17 protein-coding genes and 1 pseudogene are annotated in these 20976 nt (G+C 53.9%); 1 reads left to right on the forward strand and 17 read right to left on the reverse strand.

Annotated features, from left to right (window positions below; genetic code table 11):
* Positions 1-113: 113 nt before the first annotated feature.
* The 6 genes from HMPREF1292_RS08315 to HMPREF1292_RS08340 all read right to left on the reverse strand — a co-directional run bounded on the left by HMPREF1292_RS08315 (position 114) and on the right by HMPREF1292_RS08340 (position 8484).
* A complete protein-coding gene (locus HMPREF1292_RS08315) occupies positions 114-863 on the reverse strand; it encodes a MerR family transcriptional regulator (RefSeq protein ID WP_023019507.1) in 750 nt (249 codons plus the stop codon).
* A gap of 9 nt (positions 864-872) precedes the next feature.
* Complete coding sequence (gene odhI, locus HMPREF1292_RS08320) at positions 873-1304, reverse strand: oxoglutarate dehydrogenase inhibitor Odhl (protein ID WP_021353878.1); 432 nt, start codon at positions 1302-1304, stop codon at positions 873-875.
* 205 nt (positions 1305-1509) lie between these two features.
* On the reverse strand, positions 1510-3810 hold the full coding sequence (secA2, locus tag HMPREF1292_RS08325) for an accessory Sec system translocase SecA2 (protein ID WP_034645226.1): 2301 nt from the start codon (positions 3808-3810) through the stop codon (positions 1510-1512).
* 86 nt (positions 3811-3896) lie between these two features.
* On the reverse strand, positions 3897-4949 hold the full coding sequence (locus HMPREF1292_RS08330) for a PHB depolymerase family esterase (protein WP_232218019.1): 1053 nt from the start codon (positions 4947-4949) through the stop codon (positions 3897-3899).
* A gap of 92 nt (positions 4950-5041) precedes the next feature.
* Positions 5042-6859, reverse strand: a complete 1818-nt coding sequence (locus tag HMPREF1292_RS08335) for an ABC transporter ATP-binding protein (RefSeq protein WP_023019510.1) — start codon at positions 6857-6859, stop codon at positions 5042-5044.
* A gap of 2 nt (positions 6860-6861) precedes the next feature.
* A complete protein-coding gene (locus tag HMPREF1292_RS08340) occupies positions 6862-8484 on the reverse strand; it encodes an ABC transporter transmembrane domain-containing protein (RefSeq protein ID WP_369707192.1) in 1623 nt (540 codons plus the stop codon).
* On the opposite strand from HMPREF1292_RS08340, the gene HMPREF1292_RS08345 reads away from it, so the two are divergent.
* Entirely contained in the window at positions 8450-9244 is a 795-nt protein-coding gene (locus HMPREF1292_RS08345; RefSeq protein ID WP_023019512.1) for a class I SAM-dependent methyltransferase, read from the forward strand. The two genes, HMPREF1292_RS08340 and HMPREF1292_RS08345, sit on opposite strands and share 35 nt — an antisense overlap.
* A gap of 74 nt (positions 9245-9318) precedes the next feature.
* Here HMPREF1292_RS08345 and der read toward each other — a convergent pair whose 3' ends face one another.
* The 11 genes and pseudogenes from der to HMPREF1292_RS08400 all read right to left on the reverse strand — a co-directional run bounded on the left by der (position 9319) and on the right by HMPREF1292_RS08400 (position 20976).
* A complete protein-coding gene (gene der / locus HMPREF1292_RS08350; protein ID WP_023019513.1) occupies positions 9319-11529 on the reverse strand; it encodes a bifunctional cytidylate kinase/GTPase Der in 2211 nt (736 codons plus the stop codon).
* A 64-nt stretch (positions 11530-11593) separates the two neighbouring features.
* On the reverse strand, positions 11594-12445 hold the full coding sequence (locus tag HMPREF1292_RS08355; protein WP_034645228.1) for a pseudouridine synthase: 852 nt from the start codon (positions 12443-12445) through the stop codon (positions 11594-11596).
* A gap of 29 nt (positions 12446-12474) precedes the next feature.
* On the reverse strand, positions 12475-13074 hold the full coding sequence (locus HMPREF1292_RS08360) for an SMC-Scp complex subunit ScpB (RefSeq protein ID WP_034645230.1): 600 nt from the start codon (positions 13072-13074) through the stop codon (positions 12475-12477).
* 122 nt (positions 13075-13196) lie between these two features.
* Positions 13197-14057 (reverse strand): ScpA family protein, encoded by an 861-nt coding sequence (locus tag HMPREF1292_RS08365; RefSeq protein WP_023019516.1) that lies wholly within the window; start codon positions 14055-14057, stop codon positions 13197-13199.
* Positions 14054-14929: a ParA family protein gene (locus tag HMPREF1292_RS08370; RefSeq protein WP_018119497.1), complete on the reverse strand. Its 876-nt coding sequence runs from the start codon at positions 14927-14929 to the stop codon at positions 14054-14056. Before HMPREF1292_RS08370 ends, HMPREF1292_RS08365 begins: the two co-directional genes overlap by 4 nt.
* A 389-nt stretch (positions 14930-15318) precedes the next feature.
* On the reverse strand, positions 15319-16110 hold the full coding sequence (locus tag HMPREF1292_RS08375; RefSeq protein ID WP_023019517.1) for an ABC transporter ATP-binding protein: 792 nt from the start codon (positions 16108-16110) through the stop codon (positions 15319-15321).
* A gap of 52 nt (positions 16111-16162) precedes the next feature.
* The gene (locus HMPREF1292_RS08380; RefSeq protein ID WP_023019518.1) at positions 16163-17149 is read right to left on the reverse strand and encodes an iron ABC transporter permease; all 987 of its coding nucleotides are present in this window, start codon (positions 17147-17149) and stop codon (positions 16163-16165) included.
* Between the two features lie 23 nt (positions 17150-17172).
* A pseudogene (locus HMPREF1292_RS08385) lies at positions 17173-18071 on the reverse strand (FecCD family ABC transporter permease).
* Positions 18072-18193: 122 nt separating this feature from the next.
* Positions 18194-19129, reverse strand: a complete 936-nt coding sequence (locus HMPREF1292_RS08390; protein WP_023019521.1) for an ABC transporter substrate-binding protein — start codon at positions 19127-19129, stop codon at positions 18194-18196.
* A 162-nt stretch (positions 19130-19291) separates the two neighbouring features.
* Positions 19292-20221 (reverse strand): site-specific tyrosine recombinase XerD, encoded by a 930-nt coding sequence (gene xerD / locus HMPREF1292_RS08395; protein WP_023019522.1) that lies wholly within the window; start codon positions 20219-20221, stop codon positions 19292-19294.
* Positions 20221-20976, reverse strand: a complete 756-nt coding sequence (locus HMPREF1292_RS08400; protein ID WP_023019523.1) for an NUDIX hydrolase — start codon at positions 20974-20976, stop codon at positions 20221-20223. Before HMPREF1292_RS08400 ends, xerD begins: the two co-directional genes overlap by 1 nt.

The following is a 20976-nucleotide window of genomic DNA, read 5'->3' on the forward strand; positions in this document are numbered from 1 at the left end:
CAACAGACTCATCATGATGACAGAAAAAACCGACACCGCAGACGTGCGATGCCGGTTCCAGACGAAAGATCTCCGTGAAAGACCCTAAAATAATGGGCTAGGCATTGAGTTCTTTAAGCATCGAATTCCTCACGCAGGGTGCTCTTAAGCAAACTTGTGTGCAGGGAAACCACCAACGCGGAAATTTGTTGTGATAATTCTTCCGCTTGTTGTTGCGCATTATCTGATTTTCCATGCGTCAACGGGCCTGCAACCTGGGTGATCAGATCTGCATGTCGACGCGCACCATTACGCAGTGATTTCAGCAATCGCGTGTCAAAGCCCAACTGCTGCAACGACCGCGCTGTACTCACAATATTTACGTCATCAGTGGCAAAAAATCCAGCGGCATCCGGGCGGATCAAACCAGCTCCAGCAAGTTCGGTCACGAACTCAACATCCACGCCTGCTTGGTGTGCCACATCTGAATCCGTGAAACTCCTCGGCCCGGTGGTGCGGAACGTATCCGCAGACATCAAACCCTGTGTAGAATTCGCCCCCACCAAGGCAGTAACTTGCCCGGAGTCCATAGCTTCGAGCTGTTCACGAATGACTTTCAGCGGAAGATAGTGATCTCGCTGGGTAACCAAAATATAGCGCAACCGTGCGACATCTTCTTCGGTGAAACGACGGTAGCCGGACTTTGTACGCTGCGGGGAAATTAATCCCTCCGATTCAAGGAATCGGATCTTAGAAACCGTAATATCCGGAAACTCAGGACGCAAAGATTCCAAGACGACACCGATGGACTTTGCCTTACGGGTCTTGTACGCGCTGCCTGTCCGAGGCGTCGACTGCGCTGCTGCTTGAGATACTGGACTCACAATTACCTATTATTTCTTGGTGTCAGCCAAAAAGACCAATCGGAACTTACCAATTTGGATTTCATCGCCCACAGAAAGCACCTGTGAATTCCGTGGCTCGCGGTTGACATAAGTACCATTCAACGATCCTACGTCTACCACTTCGAATTCCCCATTGTTCAAACGGAATTCTGCATGACGACGAGAAACGGTGACGTCATCCAAGAAAATATCCGCCTCTGGGTGGCGACCTGCGGTTGTGGTTTCTTGGTCCAGCAAGAAACGCGCGCCCGCGTTTGGCCCCCGCTTGACCACCAACAACGCTACGCCTTCGGCGAGGTTTTCGGTATTTTCGGCTGCGGTAGAAGCACCAGCACCGGATTCCATTTCCTTAATTAAATCCGCACGGAAGACTGAGGTTGTCTCCGCCTGTTGCTCCGGAGTACCGGTGTTTTCGCTCATTATCTATCCTCCGCATTGTCGGAAATATTGCCGTTAGTAATCCATCATAGCGCTTAAACGGCTACGACGAGAGTCAAAGTTATTTTCTTTAGCATTTTTTCAATTACGAAAACCCCGCCAAATACCATACTCGTAATTCAAACCGCGGGGCTTTTCGGCTAGTCACCTGCCTAGAAGATCGGGTCGCTAGTTAAGCCTGCGTTCATTAGCGGAATAGGTTGCCGATTCCGCTCAATGCAGAATTTCCCGAGCCAGCGAGCGGATTGTCCGAGACCATATACGTCCAAGTCGCAGATGGGCGAGCTAGGCCCCCTTCGGAAAGATGTGCACCGGCATTATCGATAACTACCTCACGGAAACTTTCTCTAGCAGCCTCTACACCACGACGCACGATTTCTTTAAATTCGCGCACCGCAATCCGGTGATACTCATCGATCGGGGTTTCCCTGGCGATCGCGCGCAGGTGAATCGATTCACGAACATCATCCATATGTTCAAGGTGATCCGCCCAGGCGAGATCAAGATGGTAAAGCATGATCTCGCGGCTTGCTTGCACCAATACGTCGTCGGCAAGACCCGCGGCAACCAATTCGGCGGCACGCTCTGGTTCATACTCACGGAGTTCCGCCCAGGCTTTGTCCGTGTCGAGCAAACTACTCCTGCGCTCATCGATGATTTCCCGTTGATCTGCCAACAATTTGTTGTATTTCCAGGTCTGACTATGGATTTCCAGCAATTGAGCTTCTGTCACTCTCTGGCAATGAGCGATAAAATCTACGATACGCCCAGAATCAATCCGGCCGTTCCCGTCCGGCTGGGCTTCTACGGATTCACCTGCCCCGCCGGAAATGACCACATCGTCTTCCAAAGAGACGAAAAACAGACTCAACCCCGGATCCCCCTGGCGTCCTGCACGGCCCCGCAATTGATTATCTAAACGCGAGCTCCGGTGGCGCGTGGTTCCCAGCACTGCCAAGCCACCGGCGTCTTTGACTTCTTGATAGTGGGTTCCATCGGTGCCCCCTAATTTGATATCCGTACCGCGGCCAGCCATCTGCGTTGATACAGTGACCCTGCCTGGCATACCAGCTTCGGCAATAATCGCTGCTTCCTCGGCATCGTTTTTCGCGTTGAGCACCTGCGCATTGATTCCACGTTCTGTTAGAGCGGCGTCCAGGCTTTCTGATTCCGCAACATCCTGAGTGCCAATCAATACTGGCTGTTTCTGTGCATGCAGCAATTCAATTTCGTCTAACAAGGCCTGGGTTTTCTCAGCCACCGTGGCATAGACGCGATCTGCTTCGTCGAACCGCTGTGGCGCTTTATTCGGAGCAATTTCGGAAACGTACAAACCGTAAAATTCGCGTAACTGGTCTGTGGCTTCAACAGCGGTACCGGTCATGCCACACAACTGCGGGTAGCGACGCATAAGTTCTTGAATGGTCAGCGTATCGAGAATTCGGCCGCCTTCTGTGACTTTCAGTCCTTCTTTTTCTTCGACTGCGGCTTGCAATCCGTCCGGCCAACGCTGCAGGTCAGCAACCCGACCTTTCGCGGTATCAATCAGTTTCAACTCGCCATCATGAACCAAATAATGGATATCACGGATAAGTAGGGCTTTTGCATGCAATGCGAGGTTCACCCGCACCAAAGTACTTCCGATATGTTCATCACTATAAAGCGAATCGATTCCTAGTTCCTTTTCCACCGTCGCCGCACCATCGTCAGTAAGGAACACCGTGCGACCGTCAGTGCCGATGGTGTAGTCGCGTTCCTGCTTTAGGTTGGCTACCACGGTGGTCACGCGTGGGTCTGTAGCTTGGTCGGCTCGGGTTCCTGCAAGCACTAACGGCACCAGGGCTTCGTCCACCAGTACAGAATCTGCTTCATCAACTAACGCTACGTCAGCTTGTTGAAATACAGCCTGCTCACGAGAAGTAATTTGGTTGTCCCGTAGTACATCAAACCCTAGCTCTTTCACCGGTGCATAGACCACATCAGCGGCATACGCTTGTCGACGCTGCGCCGTGTCCATGGACTCGGTCACTGCAGCTACCTCTAGCCCAAAGCTTTCTACGAGCGGGCGCATCCATTCGGCATCGCGGCGTGCAAGATAATCATTGACTGTAACCACATGCACTCGTTTTCCGCTGAGCGCAAAACCAGTGGCTGCCATCGCACCGACCAAAGTTTTACCTTCGCCGGTCGCCATATGGATGACATCGCCCGTCAACAATCGCAGTACAGCCTGAGATTGCACGTCGTACGGGCGCAGCCCCAGCTTGCGAGAACTTGCCGTAGCAAGTGCCGCCAAAAACGTGGACTTATCGGTGATCTCACCACTGGGATTCACTGAGCTACGGGCATGCTCACGTAGTTTATCGTCGCTCAGTGAGTCAAAATCCGCGGCCTGTTGCTGGGCTTGGCCGACGATTTTACGCGATTGCTTCTCGTGCTTCGCCGATTTTGCACCCATGGCGTTCCAGAACCAATCGAATTTTCCCACGCTTGCTCAATATCCTTCCGGTCGTGAAATAATAGACGCTTAGTCTACTGCTTAGTATGCCATCGGTAGCGCTTAACTTCCGCGGTTCAAGGACGCCCCGGAATCCGGAAGAAGTCCAAGATCTTATCGGTAGCGAAATTCTCTGGCATCGCATCATTACGGTTTGCGCTATAGCCCGGCCACCAATGCTTGCCGCCTTCGATACGAATGTGATCAACTGGCGCTGTGCAATCCGTATAACTAGTTCGTTTGGCGCCACCAACTAACCGTTGCTGTTCAATACTATGCCCGCAGTGGTTTCGGTGCGCAGCCACACCCATGATTTCGGGCACCGATAAGAACTTCGTGTTGTGCCGGGTTCCGCCGTCATAACTCACGATCTGATCTGCAGTGCCGTGGATATCCAAATGCCCCACGGCTCCCGGGGCACATTTTTCTACGACCGCAGTGTAATAAGCAGCCGACACCGTGGCTATAGCTTGGAACTGCGCCGGCCGTTGACACGCAAGGTACTGTGCAAAACCTCCGCCATTAGAAAACCCCACAGCAAAAAGTTGTCTATCGTCTATATTCCAGGTACGCCGCGCGGAGTTGATAATTTCGTCAACGAACTCTAGATCTTCGCTCCCGCTGGTATTCGCATAAGGTGCCGGAGCCCAGGCCTTTTTATTCTGGTTAGGAGCTTTGCTTGGGGCCCCATCCGGATAAATGGAAATAGCACGAGCTGCATCGAAGTGTGTGGCAGTCGCCAAGGACTGGCCGTTTTGCCCCCACCCGTGGAAGGTTAAGATCAATGGCCACGGCTCCGACGGATCGTAGCCAGCAGGCAGATGCACCAAATAGCTGCGACCACTCGGCAAGTTAATTCGAGTAGTCTCACCGGGCAACGCTCCTGCCACCGGGGCGCCGGTGGGGTGTGGAAACGTCTGCATCTCCCGGTCCAGTGCCTGCGCATGCTCGGATTCAGGGACATGTTGAGTCGATTGCGTGCCATCATCCATATTGCTGCAACCGGCAGCAGCTATGGCAAAAGCGCAGAAAACCCCGGCTAATTGGGTACGAGCGCTACGCCTCGAGTACATCTGCAGTATGCCTGGTAGCAAACCAGCTAGTGTCATTCTTGCTCGTGCCAATGTCACCTACCCCAGACTGGTGCGCAGCGTGCTACCACATGCATCTATCTAATTCACCGGTTACGCAAATAGTTTTACCACATAAAACAAATATTGCCTTAGCGACCCGAACTCCAGGCCTCCCACAGCTCAGTATAGCGACCATTTCGAGCAACCAAATCTGCATGAGTTCCCCGCTCAAGCACTCTACCCTTGTCCATGACGACGACCTGGTCCGCAGATGCCGCCTGATCTAAACGGTGTGCCACTATCACCGCTGTGCGACCAGCGGCAACCGCAGCTGCACCAGCTTCCAGCTTCTCGGCCCCAACCGAACCGGCTTCTGCAGTAGCCTCATCCATGATCACCAATGCTGGATCCGCTAGCCACACACGGGCCAACGCAAGCTGCTGCGCTTGCACCGGGTTAAGCTGTTGCCCCCGCGCACCCACCACGGTCTCCAGTCCGTCGGCAAGCGATTCCACCCAATCTGCATGCACGCTATGCAAGGCTCCAAGCAATTCTTCATCGCTAGCGCCGGGACGCGCCAAGGTAAGGTCATCGCGCAGACTGCCAGAAAACACATAAACATCCTGCGAAATCATCGCTAAACGGCCCGCTCGTTCCCGATCAGAAAGCTGTGCCACCTCGGTTCCGTCGACAAGAATCTCGCCCGAATCCGGAACACGTAACCCGGCAGCTAACGCAGCTAAGGTCGTTTTTCCTGCCCCAGATGCTCCCACGACAGCAACCGTGGAACCAGGTGGAATCGTCAGCGACTCGTCATCGACAGCGTTTGTAGAACCGCTCGACTCGTCCACGTTTTCCGGGTTTACAGCACCACTAGATCCCGCTGAATAAGAAAAACAAACATTCTTTATGGCGAGCTCGCCACGCGGTACGCCAGCTCCCGAATCCGGCACCGGCTGCGGCGGGCAGGCTATGACTCCTGCAATCCGACTCAACGAAGCATATCCGGCCTGCAGCGTATCCAGTACTCGCATCAAAGCCATTATCGGGCCGCGAAGACGAATCAACATCAACATCGCCGCTGTCACGGCTCCGACAGTGAGATATCCGTTATCAACTACGAAAAAACCAACCAATAGCCCCAGCGACAAAAGCAAAAACTCGGCCAACCAAACCCACAAACCAAGGGTCATCATCGTGCGCCGCGCAGCAAAACCATAGGTCACGACCTGCGATGAACTCTCCTGCACACGCGCATGCATGGCATCTTCCCAGCCGTAGGCACGCACCGTGGGCCCACCGTGGATAGACTCCAATACGCGCCGGGCACGTTGCGCCATTGCTTCACGTTGCGCGATGTAGCGCGGCGGAGCCACCCGCAGATAACGACGCACAGCAAACCAATAGATCGGCACCACGACCGCAATAACGACGAAGAACTGCCAGTCAATAGCTATCAGCGCAATTGCCGTTGCGCCGACCATGAACACGGATTTCGACAACACCGGCACTGTCTCACTCACTGCAGCGGAAAGTTCTGCAACATCATCGGTCGCGCGTGATACCAAATCCCCCGAACCGGCTTCTTCCACCTCATGCGCCGGCAGACGCAATGCGGTACCGACCATCGTTTCTCGAAGATTTGATATCACCCGTTCGATCAACGCACCGATAACGTACAACCCGCCCGCCGAAAGCACAGCGGAGGCTAACGCCAATGCCACCAGCCACACCGCGATTACGGTGATACTACCGTCTTCAGCCACAACCTCATCAACAATCTTCCCTAGTTGCCGGGGCACTAGAACATTCGCCAAAGCGCCAGCGCTTAGCAGCAGCATTGCACACCAAAACTGGCTGGCTGCCCGCGGGATCCGGCGTAACTGCGTACCGACAATACGGCGAACTGTGGAAAATGAGGCGGTGGCAAATGCAGCACCCTGCGGCACACCAGACGCGTTCGACATGATCACTCACCCGCCTGCACAACATCTGCTACCTCGCGCCAAGCAGGTGAGGAACTATAAACCACTGTGGTTTTCCCACGACGAGCCTGAGCGACCCGCTGAGCGATGGTGTGTTCCGTGACAGAGTCGACGGCGGTCGTAGGATTATCTAAAATTAGTACCTCCGCGTCACGAGCAAGCGCACGAGCTAGAGCCACCCGCTGGCGCTGGCCACCAGAGAGATCACCATCCGATGCGCCTACCCGTCGTTGTGCACCACCAGGAATATCATCGGCAGCTGCAGCTACTAGTGCTGGCTCCACCCGATCAAGAATCTCCTGCGTACTCATGGTGTCCGTACGATCCAGAATATTTTCAGCGATGGTCCCGCTAAATAGTTGCCCGTCGTGTGGGGCCACCAGTACTTGTTCGCGTGGCAACAACTCCAGACCAGCCGGCACCGTGCCGACGATAACTGTTAATACCCCTGGTCTCGGACGCGCGTTTTCTGGGAAAAGCTCCCAATTGACGCCGGCCTGTGCCTCCGCTAGCGCATAGGGAGCTGCGAGCACAGACCTGATGCGATCGCCTGACCCTTGCGCGGTAGCCCATTTCGAAGAAATATTTTTCCCGAGCATCGTCATCGGGGTAATGATGAATTGCGTCAAACCGATAACCGTAATTAACTCTCCCACGCTGATGACCTCCCCCAGGGCCAGCCCACCAGCAGCAATACCAATGACGATGATATAAACCGACCCGATGGTTTCCGTAATAGCATCGAGCACCGAACGTGCACCGTGGGCCCGAACGGTCGCAGAATACGCATCATCAGACACCTGCTGATAACGCTCATACACTGTGTCTACTGCGCCAATCCCTTTCAAAATCCGCAGGCCATGCACCACATCGGTTGCCGTGGCTGCGGCCTCAGCCAGCCAGTGCTGGCGTTTCCCGGAACGTCGGCGTAATGGGCCAGAAGCTGACAGGGAAATCCACACCATCACAGGACCGCCCACCAACACCGCGATGCCGAGGGGAACACTAATCATGCTCACCATTACCCCGACGTAAATAATCGAGGCAAATTCCGCAAACGGAAACACCGCCATCAAGACTGCATCAGCAATCCGCTGGGTATCGCTCGAAGCAATAGACAGCAACTCGCCTGCTGTTCGTCGCTGGCCACCAAGCCCCCGGGGATGAGAGATCCGGTCGGTCACCGCCATACGCAATGAATGCCCAGTACGCAGCATTGCGAGCACCAGGTACTTGCGCCCAAACCATCCACACGTAGCGTGCACCGCAGATACCAAGACCAAAACCGCTAACCAGCGCAACAGCTCTGCAAATTCACCGCCGGCAATGGCATCATCAATCGCGTACCCGACAATCACTGGAGTCAGACCGGTACACAAAAACATGATTACCGTCATTGCTGCAGCAGGAATTGTTAGACGCGGATGCAGAAAAATCGTCTTCAACAACCACAAGCGATCATTTGAACCCGGCAACGAAGGGGTCGAATTTCCGGGCAATCTCTCGGCCGGGGTAACCATTAAAGGTGCTGGCTGCTGCACGCCAGCTTTTCGTGTATTAGTTTGTGTACCGATGACTTCTCCTGTGTTTTTCAAGGCATCTGCCAAAACCAGCCCCACCTTTGCAAGCGCAGAGTTGCGCCGTGCAGCGGGCGAGGCATTTTCGGCGGAAGCCTACGATGCAATCCGGCCCGGGTACCCAAACGAACTCGCCCACTTGGCCACGCGTGACCAAGCAAACGCACGCGTCGTCGACGGCGGTGCTGGAACCGGTCAGCTCAGCGCCGTATTCGATGCTGCCGGCCACCAAGTTTACGCCTTTGATCCGTCAGCAGGCATGGCGCAGTTCCTGCACCGAAAACTAGGCGTGCCGACGTGGCAGGCCAGCGCGGAAGCCACTGGCCTGACACGAGATTCCGTAGATTGCCTGAGCTACGCACAATCTTGGCATTGGTTCGATGTCGCAGCTGCAAGCCAGGAAGCTGATCGTGTGCTCGCGCCGGGCGGCAGGCTGCTATTGGTATGGAATACTTTGGACGTCTCCCGCCCAGAAATACTCCGGCTGGCACGGATCATGCATTCTGGGGATATCCAACCAGCCGGGTTCTTCCCAACCGTCCATGCTCCGTGGCAGCTGGTAGATACGCTACGGACCACTATGACGCAAGAACTCAGCGTTGCCGGCGTGCATGAACTGATGCATTCGCGCAGCTATTGGCAGCGTGCAAACCAGCGAATGCGCAACCGGTTGACCGGGAATTTAAATTGGTACCTGTTAGATTTCTGGGAGAAATCACGTACAGATACCATAACGCTGCCCTATCGCACAGACGCCTTTGTTTATGAACGAGGCCCGCACACGGGCTAAGGCCAGAGCTGCCAGGCTAGCGCCGGGCATTGACTGTTAATTTCTGACTAATGCCCAGCTAAAGCTAGTTTCAACTACTTGCGCTTAGTTTTGCGCTCACGCACCCGGACAGCAATGCGCACTGGGGTGCCGTGAAAACCAAAGCGCTCTCGGAATTTACGCTCGAGGTAGCGCCGGTACCCGGCATCCAGGAATCCGGTCGTAAACAACACGATGGTCGGCGGCTGCGTGCCTGCCTGGGTAGCAAACAGTACCTTAGGCAAACGATTGTTCTTCATAGGCGGTGGGTTCGCCGCGATAGCCTCGCGGATCCAGTTATTCAACTGTCCCGTAGTCACACGCTTGTCCCAGCTTTCCAAGGCTGCGATCATCGCTGGTTCCAGCTTGTTGAGCGCACGGCCTGTTTTAGCCGAAATGTTCACGCGCGTCGCCCATGGGATATGCCGAAGCTGTTGTTCCAGCTCGCGTTCCAACAAGAAGCGGCGTTCTTCTTCCATCAGATCCCATTTGTTGAGCGCGAGGACTAGGGATTTCCCAGATTCCAAGATCATGGCGAGTACGCGCTGGTCTTGTTCACTGATCGGCTCAGAGGCATCGATCAACAGCACGCAGACTTCTGCAGCATCGATCACGCCACGGGTACGCAGAGACGCATAATATTCATGACCTTGCGCGTTTTTTACCTTTTTGCGCAGACCTGCGGTGTCGATGAAACGCCACATCTGCTCATCGAGTTGCACCATGGAGTCCACTGGGTCCACCGTGGTACCAGCAACGTTATCGACCACCGAGCGTTCTTCGTTGGCGAATTTGTTCAGGAGCGAGGACTTGCCGACGTTCGGCTTGCCCACCAAAGCCACTTTGCGCGGTCCAGAGGTAATCGAGGTTTGCCGTGGAGTTTCTGGGAACAAACGCAACATCTCATCGAGAACGTCGGCGGAACCGTTACCGTGCAGCGCCGAGACCGGCCATGGATCGCCCAATCCCAGGCTATAAAACAGCGAAAGATCAGCATATTGCTGCGGTGAATCAAACTTGTTGGCTACCAGCAGCACCGGTACTTTCGAGCGTTGCAGCTTGCGCGCCATCATGATGTCAGTCTCAGTGGCTCCGACGCGGGTATCAACGACAAAAATGATGACATCTGCGGTATCCATCGCCACTTCTGCTTGGCGTGCGATATGCGCGTTGAGGCCTTTGACATTGGAATCCCAGCCACCAGTATCTTGTACCCAGAACCGCTGGTTTGCCCATTCGGCTAAGTACGAGTTCCGGTCGCGGGTGACACCAGGTACGTCTTCGACAACTGCTTCACGACGACCCAAAAAGCGGTTCGTCAGCGAGGACTTGCCAACGTTGGGCCGTCCCACGATCGCTACGGTGCACAGGGCTTCTTCTACTTGGGTGCCGCCCAGTGCAGACAGGAATTCTTCTTCCAAAGCGTCCCAGTCTGGCTCGCCGTCAGCGCTCGAAGCGCTGGTTTCCTGCGCAGCAGAGACAGCTTCGGAAAATTCCGCATCGTCAAAATCCGCGCCGGTGTATTCACGGTATTGCGTCGCGAAGTCATTCGGATCCTTCGGATCACCGGAATCGGTCAAGTCTAGACCCTGGATAATATCAATAATCTGTTGTTGGACTTCCTCCAGCGACAGTTCCGAGGTATCAACCAGCACCGCATCATCAGCTGGGCGCAGCGGCGAGGCAGCACGCGCGGAATCAGCCGCATCGCGGCGTTGGACGTCGGCAAGCACCGCAGAAAACGACGATTCCCGACCGGCCGCCAGGTTCTGGTCGTGCCGACGCTGCGCGCGAATCTCCGCAGAAGCAGTGAGAAAAATCTTCGTCGGAGCATCTCCCAGCACGACGGTGCCGATATCACGGCCTTCCACAATCACGCGGTGGGCGGCAAAAGCGAGTTCGCGCTGCAACTGCACTAAGTTTTCCCGGACTTCTGGGATGGCTGAGACGGACGAGACATGCGTCGTCACGGCTTGCCCTCGGATCGGTTCCGAGACATCCTCGCCGTCGAGAAGCACCGCGCTGGATTCCGGGTCATCGCTAATCTCGATCGGCAGATCGCGGGTCGCCTCAATAACCGCATAGCTATCGAGCGGATCCACCTGGGCACGAAGTACGGCTAGGGTGGCTACCCGATACATTGCTCCGGTATCGAGATATTTGGCATCCAGTTGTTTCGCCAGCGCACGGCAGGTGGAGGATTTTCCAGTTCCGGAAGGTCCGTCGACGGCGACAAGTAGGCCGTCGTCAGGCATGTTTGTAATCATAAATTCGTTTCTATCGTTTCTGTCTAGTCTGTGTGTATTACTGTGTATTAACTGCTGGTGTTTTCTACATGCCCACTGCTTTATACAGCGAAGTCAGCTCAGAGGAATTCAACGCCCGCAGGACACCGGGTTTTTGTTCACCGAGCTGCACCGTGTGCACCTTAGTACGCACCAGACGCTGGACCGGATAGCCGGCTTCTTTCAGCATGCGACGCACGATGTGCTTGCGACCTTCATGCAGCTCTACCTGTACCAACGAAAATCCTTGGTTTTTATCGATGATGCGAACGAAATCCGCTTTCGCCATACCATCTTCCAGCTCCACTCCTTCGCGCAGCGTAGAAATCAACTTCGGACCTGCCTCACCGAGCACTTCCGCCAGGTAAGTCTTGGATACCTCGTATTTCGGGTGCATCAGGCGATTCGCAAGCTCGCCGTCGTTAGTCAGGATCAGCAAACCTTCTGTGTCAGCGTCCAAACGTCCGACATGGAACAGCCTTTCGCCAGCATCTAACTTGCCGAGGACTAGATCACCGACGCAACGCCGACCCATCTCATCCGACATAGTGGATTGCACGCCGCGTGGCTTGTTCAGCACATAATAGGCTTTATCCTCATCCACGTTAATTCGAGCACCGTCGACGTGGATGACATCCTGCGACGGGTCAACCTTCACGCCTTGTTTCGTGATGGTCTTGCCATTGACTTGCACACGCCCATCACGAATCAAGATTTCCGAGTGCCGACGTGAAGCCACGCCTGCCTGGGACAACACTTTCTGTAGCCGCACGGCTTCGCGCCCTGCATCATTGTCTTGGCCGGTGGTCGGCTCATCGGCAAAAATCCAATCCGCGCCTAAATCTTGGGCAATGGATTCTGCGGTTGCTTTACTGTGGTTTTCGGTCACGGTGATCACGGTCCTTTAAGCTGTTGGCGTCTGCCGGGTTAAAATTCGTCGTCAATGCTGTCGAGTTCTGGCAGCAATGGCGCAAGATCAGGCAGTGCAGCGAGAGAATCTATGCCCAATTGTTCCAAAAACAGCTCGGTGGTGACATAGAAACGGGCTGTGCTGGACGTCTCCTCCGTGAGATCGGGATGCTGACTTGCCTCAACCTCGCGAATCATACCGCGAATTGCCAGCGTGCGCATAACACCATCGACGTTGACCCCACGGACTGCCGAGACCTGAGCCCTAGTCACTGGTTGTCGGTATGCAATGACAGCCAGGGTTTCTAGCGCGGCACGGGAGAGCTTGGTCTGGCTTCCATCAAGCAGAAATTCCTCGACGGGGGTGGCGTTTGCAGTGCGGGTATACAAACGCCAGCCTTCTGCGTTCTCCCGCAGCTGCATCCCCGAACCACGGCTGTCGAATTCGTCGCGAATTTCTTCCAATAGTGCAACAACCTCGGGCTTAGCGACGCCGAGTGCTCGAGCCAGGTGCGCAGCACTCGCCGGAGCATCGATGACGAGCAAGATGGACTCTAACTGGCTGCGCCGCTGCGAAATCAGTGGCAGATCCCTAGATTGCTCCGTGCTATCGTCCATGCTCATCGTGTTCCTTTACGCCTATTCTTGCTAGCAACCATTCTCACAGTCGCCTATTCTCACAGTCACCCATTTTCGCTGACAACCGCTCTTATTGACAGCCACTGGTACTTGTTCTCGACCTACTCCCAGTTTGCCGCACCAACGACGGCTGGGTCCACGTCCAAGCCAGTCCATGCGACAGATAGTTTTTCCAAAGCCTCGGGTTGTTCTGTATCCACCGCACGCGCCTTGTACAGCTCCAACAGCGCCAAAAATCGGCCCACTATGTGCATCGTATCTGGGCAATCCCGGGTCAGGGTTGCAAACGTCGTCCATTCGCTGGCCCCGAGCAGTTTCAGCGAGTTCAGCATCACACCTGCTTGTTCGGGCACTGAAACAGCCACCCGGTGTACGTGATCGGTGCCGACTTCCTCGGGAGGTTTCGGGCGGAATACGCCCGCGGCTAATTCTGCGAACGATTCCGGATTATGCCCCAGGTGCAACGGAGGTAGTAACTCAGCAAAGCGTTCTTCGATGGCCACGGCCCGTGGGTATCGTTGCTGTGCGTTTCGTTGCCAGTCTGCAAATAACTCTGCAACTTGTTTGTATGCGCGGTATTGCAGCAGCCGCGCAAATAAGAGATCCCGCGATTCCAGCAACGCGAGGTCTTCTTCGTCGTCAACTTCTCCGCGGGGAAGCAAACGCGCTGCCTTCAGGTCCAACAAGGTTGCTGCCACCACGAGGAATTCTGTGCGCTCGTCTAATCCGGCGCTGGCGTCAAGAAAACGGGTATACGCCAAAAACTCGTCGGTGACTTCGTGCAAAGCGATGTCCGTAATATCCATTTTTTTGGAATGGATAAGCTGCAGCAGCAGGTCGAAAGGTCCCTCAAAATTCGCCAAAGCCAGGCGAAAACCAGTGATCTCTGGTTGTTCTGGGGCTTCCGACTGGTTCTGTTCGTGCTGTGCGGTGCGAGTCTGTGCAGCGTGAATATGCGTCATGCCTGGGCGTTAGCGGTGCGCTCCATGACTTCCAGCGCCAAGGTTCGATATTGCTGGGTGGCTTGTGAACTCGGTGCCCAACTGGTTATTGGCTCGCCAGCCACGGAAGTTTCCGGGAAGCGGACGGTGCGTGTGATCACGGTATCGAAGACTTTCTCATCGAACACCTCGACAACGCGGTCCATCACTTCCCTGGCGTGTTTGGTGCGTCGGTCGAACATCGTGACCAAAATACCCAGAACTTCCAGGTCGAAGTTGATGCGCTCAGAGACTTTCTCGACGGTATCGGTCAACAGCGCCAAACCACGCAAGGAGAAATATTCACATTCCATTGGAATAATCACGCCGTGTGAACAGGCAAGCGCATTGACCGTCAACAAGCCCAAGGACGGCTGGCAGTCGATGATGATGAAGTCGTAATCCCGCATTACCGGACGCAGCGCACGAGCCAGAGTGTGCTCACGACCAACTTCGTTGACCATCTGAATTTCAGCAGCAGAAAGGTCAATATTCGCAGGAACTACATCAAGGTTTGCGGTATCGGTATGCAAAATTGCGGAGTGGATGCTGGTGTGGTTGTCCAACATGACGTCATAGATGGTGTCTTCTAAACGGTCATGCGAAATACCCAAACCCGCAGACAATGCACCCTGCGGGTCCAAGTCAACCAACAGGACTTTACGGCCATGCTCTGCGATACAGGCACCCAAATTGATGGTCGTGGTGGTCTTGCCGACGCCACCTTTTTGGTTACACATGGAGATAATCGTGGCTGGGCCGTGTTTGTCTAATGGCTTCGGTTGCGAGAATTCACGTTTTGCACGGCCGGTGAGGCCGGTTGTTTCCGCCTCAAAGAGCCCGTCGTCACTCATGTCCTCGCCTTCCTGCATCAAGACTAAATCCAGAGACGCCCTTCTTTACCGACCGGCCCCGGCCAGCAGCATGTCTCTGTGTCGATACACCAAACTTACAACGCTGTTATTAAAAAAGTCCACCTGCTTGACGAGAAAAGCACTAGACAAGTCTGTAACCTAGAATTACCAAGGATTAAAAGCAGGCACGGGCGCAGGTAAAGGAAAAGACCAGCTTTCAGAAACCTCAACAGACACACCAGCAAACGGCCGGTGTTACCAGTTTTTCTCGCTCTAACGATTCAATTAGACGTTTGTTGATATCAATTTCCGCATTAGCTAGGCGCTCTTCAAACTTCATAAAGGTAAGCATAACCTTGTTTTAGAAATAGTCAAGAGTAGTCCTCGCCTCATAAACTGTACGGAACGGGTAATTTCCTTCCAGTTGCCGGATCTTCCAGCAACAAACAGTTAACCGCGAAAACATCTTTTACTAGTTCTTTAGTCAATACATCTGCAGTATTTCCAGCACGTACCACTACCCCATCTTTCATCGCGATAACATAATTCGCATATCGTGCAGCTTGGGTGATGTCATGTAAGACCATCACTACAGTATGGCCTTCATGATGCAACTTCTTGACCAAATCGAGCGTCGATAGTTGGAATGCGGGATCAAGATACGTTGTTGGTTCATCCAGTAATAGCGTCGACGCTTGTTGAGCGATCGCCATTGCGATCCATACCCGTTGCTGTTGGCCACCCGACAAATTGGTTGCATCTTGATCCAATAACTCTGCGATTCCAGTTTGTTCGGCTGCGTCTTCGACTGCCAAATAATCCTCGTGCGATAAATTCGCAAAAATTCCTGTATAGGGATACCTTCCAAAGCTAATTAAGTCACGGACTGTAAGTCCTTCAGACACTGTTGGCCGTTGGGGCAGATACGAAACCATTCGGGCAAAATCGCGGGAGGAAAAGTTTTCTAGCTTAACGTCTCCGAGCTTAACTACTCCTGAAGACCGCGACAATTGACGTCCGAGCACTTTCAATAACGTTGATTTACCAGAGCCATTCGGTCCTATTATCGCGGTGACCATGTTTTTCGGAATATCTACGCTAACATTCCGTAAGACCGGTGCATCGCTATACCCTGCGACGATATTGTGTCCGGTGAGTGCATCAGTATTTCCGGAATTCATCTCGGCCCCTAAAATTTGTATCGTATATTTGCACAAATTGTACCTACTCAGTTCAGGTACCTTTTGCTGTAATTCGCATGAGTAAGAATACGAAGTACGGTGCGCCTATTACCGCAATCAGCGCACCAACTGGTATCTCAGTCGGGCTGAACATCCACCGTCCCAGCGCATCAGAACCAACAACTAATGCACTCCCGATGACTGTTGCCATTGGTAATTGCCGTAATAAATGCGGGCCAACCAATAAACGTGCTAAATGCGGTACGATTAACCCCGCAAATGCGAGTACACCAGCTGCCGCCACGGCAGCCGCGCCGCTAACGATCGCACAACCAACGGCGAGCAGCCGCCAGCGCAACGGCACCGCTCCGATTCCCTTCATTGTGGCGTCATCAAGCAACAAGACATCAAAATGCTTCGCGATGATCAGGCTCAAGCAAAATACGGTAACGACAATCGGACCGACAACAACAGCATCCGAAAGCGAACGTGCATACAACGAGCCTTTCAGCCACGCCATTGCGGCCCCAGCTTCGGGTGCAGTACGAACAAGTAATAACTGCGTGACTGCGCCAAGTCCTACAGAAACTGCAACACCGGTCAATGCTAAGCGAATCGGATTATTCACGCCTTTTCCGGAAGCAACTATAACTAAGCCTGCACCTATACAAGCTCCGACTAGCGCGACCGGGGTGAGAGCTTGTGCCGGCAATGCACCTGCGCCGAGCAATGCGACTACCGCAGCAAGCCCTCCTCCTGCAGTAATGCCTACGGTATCTGGGGCGGCAAGCGGGTTCCGGAGCCCTAGCTGCAGTAAGCAACCAGAAATCGCCATCCCGGCACCCGCAAACACGCCAACAAGCGCTCGCGGGACGCGGAATTTCCAGATGAGGTTATCGGCCTCCATCAGGCGTAGTACGACTTCACTAGGAGGTACAGCTACAGCTCCAATTCCCAGGGCAAGCACAATCGTCAAGAGTAAAACCGCATTCGCGATAACAAAGGCAACGATAAACCGCGTTGTCGATTGGGCGCCCATTATTTCATCCTCCACCAGTAGGCCTAAGACTTTTTAGACATGTGGTTTATTCCCCATAGCAGCACAGGGACACCAGCAATGGCGGTAATGATTCCTACGGGAGTCTCAGCCGGAGCCCATACCGCTTGACCGACAATATCTGCGAGCAACAGCACGAATGCACCAAGTAACCCTGCCACGGGTAACGCCCACCGGTGGTTAACACCACAAACCCGGTGAGCAGCCGTAGCAGCCATAAGACCTAAAAATCCAATCGGCCCAGTCGCAGCAACACAAGGAGCTATAAGAATAATCGCACCCACGATCGCAAGTAATCGCAATAACGCCGGTTTTGCACCAAATGCAGTAGCGACTTGCTCATCCGCAGTCAACGTATCGAGTTGTTTACCGCTCATGACCATCAGTGGCAACAGGATAATTAGGCAAACTAGTGCAGCCCAGATTTCTGATAGCCTTACGCCGGCAAGTTTGCCGGAAAGCCACGATAGTACAGTCGCTAACTGTGCCTCATCAAGGACCAAAGCAATCGATGTTAATGCACTGAATAATGCGCTCACCGCAATTCCCAGCAAAACCATGCGCTGCACAGATATTTGCTGTGCCTGGGTAGCGGAACCGCGTAGCCCGAAAAAACCGTAATCGCACCCGCGACTGTCGCGCCGAGTAATGCCCAAGGTAATAGAGTTAAACTACCCGAATTCCCTGAAAAGGCACTTGCTGCTACCGCTCCAAATGCCGCGCCAGAATTAACACCTACTATATCCGGATCTGCTAGCGGATTTTTTGTAGCTGTCCGCAGAAGAACGCCTGCTACCCCAAGGCACATCCCGACAACAACTGCAACGATAAGGCGATCGCGGTTAACCGCGACAACTTCGGCGAGCAACCATTCAGCATTCTGGGGAGCTTCAACCTGTAGCATACGCCAGCAAACTATCACTGTAATGCCAATAAGCGCTCCGACCACTGTTACGAGCGCGCGAACTTGTATTGTTCGCGTCCTGGCACGGACGTTGGTACTAGTCTTAGCTTCCGTTTCTACGTTCACTTCTGTAGCGCGTGGTCGATAATTTTATCGAGCATAACCTCGGCAGCTATCGGTCCGCGTGAGCGCGACCAGGTATCTTGTTCGACGTCAACCACGTCATCGACAACGTCAGCCCATGGGCTGTTGTGGAAAGCTTCTTGATCGTTATAAAGAAACAAAGTGTCTAACTCCATTGTTGACAGCTTATCACCGGTGAGCTCAGCTACATCTGTCTTTGATTCGATCGAACTCTTTTCTCCCTGGTAACCGTATTCGTAGCCTGCAGCAGTTAATAACGAAGCTGGAAATGAAGGATCCACCCAGGTATACAAGGTGTCCTTCGTCCAACCAATCAGTGCAGAACGAGTGCCATCCGGGACTACGTCTCTAGCCTTTTTCACTTTAGTTTCAATACGGTTACGCACTTCTTGTGCTTTATCTTGACGATCGTATTTAGCTGCGATTTCGTCCATTGCATCCAAAACATCGACATAGCTATCGTCTGAATAAGATTCCGTTGGAGCAATCTCAGCTAGTTGATCCATTATCGCAGCATGACGCGTTGGGCTTGCCAGAATCAAGTCAGGTTCAAGCGATTGAATCACTTCCAAATTTGGTTGTTTCGCTTGCCCAACGGATTCAATGCCGTCAAGTTTACCTTCCAGGGTAGCTGGTGCCTTTGATTGTCCGATTTCCACAATTCCGACTGGCTCCAGATCAAGCGCATGAAGGATTTCTTCGTACCGCCAATCGAGCGCCACAATGCGAGGATCTTCAGTTTCAGCAGTAGAAGATCCACCTACAGAAGAATCATCGGCAAGTTTCTCATTACTGCATGCTACAAGAACAACAGCAGAAAAGAGTGCAACCGAAAAAATAAGAATTGCTCGCAGGTTTATCGTATGCCGATAAACCGAAACTTCAGATTGAACACGCCGGGATAAATATTGCATGGGGTTCAATTTACACAGATTCCCCAGAAAATCAATATCTAAGGCTAACCTATTTAATCGATAATTCCACAAACGACTTTGGTAGAATTATCGGATCTCTGCGAATCTTTTGTTCGCTTTTCCACGACTTTTTACTCCCTCATTTGTGCGCACACCCAGCAACTACGCCCGGGGGTGCGACTGCGCCCAGACTTCCCGCATGTCATCCGCACTCACGTGGGTATAAATTTGTGTAGTAGTAACTGAAGAATGCCCTAGTAATTCCTGCACGGTTCGCACATCGGCTCCGCCAGAAAGCAAATGCGTGGCAAATGAATGCCGCAGCGTGTGCGGGGAAATCTTGGTGCTAATCCCCGCCCGTTGCGCAGCCTCTTGTAGCACCTTCCACGCGGACTGTCGCTTCAACTGCGCACCACGCGTATTCAAAAACAAAGCGTGACTAGTTCCTTTCGCCAGCATCGGCCGGGCCCGCACCACGTACTCGTTACACGCATCGATCGCAGCCTGGCCAATGGGAACGATGCGTTGTTTCGAGCCTTTACCGGTCACGCGAAGGATCCGTTCGCCGTCGGCAGCATGACGAAATTCGTCGAGCGTAATATCCAAAGCCTCCGAAATGCGGGTACCTGTGGAATACAACAATTCCAGCAAAGCCCGGTCCCGAATATTCACGGGGGTTGCCGCTTCACCATGCGGGATTGCGTCTAGCAAGCGTTCAACGTCAGCAATGGACAAGGCATCCGGCAAATTTTGTGCAGCACTCGGCGGAGCAATCCCCGCGGCCACATCTTCTGCCAATTCGCCCTCACTCAAAGCAAACTTGTGCAATCCCCGCACCACGATGAACGCCCGGCTCGTCGATGCCACTACCAATGGTTTATACCCTGCAAATCCAGTCTGCAGATCACGCAAATAACCTTCCAGATCCGCCGCAGTTACCTGGCCTAAGTGCGTATATCCCAGTTGCTCCAACCACGTGAGGTAGCGCCGGATATCACGTCGGTAACTCTGCAGCGTGTTATCCGAATGTCCTTTTTCCACCGCAAGGTGGTCCAGCCAAGTATCGGCAATCTCTTGCGCTGTAGCAGCCATTATTCGTGGTTGTCTGTCTCGGTTACGTGGGTCAACGCTGCACCCGGTTGCACCGTTCCAGATGCTTGCCGACGCTGCGCCAACGCGGTCGGGCGCAATGCGAATGGAGCTTCCACACTGCGCAGCTGCGTGCCTGCTACCACATGGTGGTGCGCCAACAAGATACCCGCCACGGCCGAGGCATTAGTGATTTCACCAGCGCAAACCTTGGCGACGGCGTCGTCAAGAGCTATCCAGGCTAATTCCATATCGGCTTCTTCATCTCCAGAATCACCGATCTGAGCTCCTAGACCGGATGCACCCTGCTCAGTCGGATCCCAGTCTGCTGTGCTGATATTTTGCGCGAGAAAAATCCGGGTGGCTTCATCCGATATCCCCGGGCTAGGAGCAATATCGCCGAGAACCGCCCATCGTGCTGCCTGCGCCCCGGTTTCTTCCAACAACTCACGCTGTGCGCATTCGAATGCCGTCTCGCCTGCCTGATCTAATAACCCGGCCGGGATCTCCCACAACCGCTGCCCGAAAGCGTGGCGATACTGATGGATCATCGCAATCCGGTTGTCTTCGTCCACCGCGACAATCGCCGCGGCACCGAAGTGTTCCAGGATTTCCCGCGTGGCCTCGCCCCCGCCCGGCATCGAAACAGTATCCCGGCGCAGCCCAACGATGGGGCCTTGCGCAAGCAGCTCCGAATTCAGCGTGGAAAAAGCGTGCTCGCCGCGCTGCTGTAGCTCCTGGTTTTGCTCGTTATGCAC

It is taken from the genome of Corynebacterium sp. KPL1995 (assembly GCF_000477935.1).
GTDB lineage: Bacteria > Actinomycetota > Actinomycetes > Mycobacteriales > Mycobacteriaceae > Corynebacterium > Corynebacterium pseudodiphtheriticum.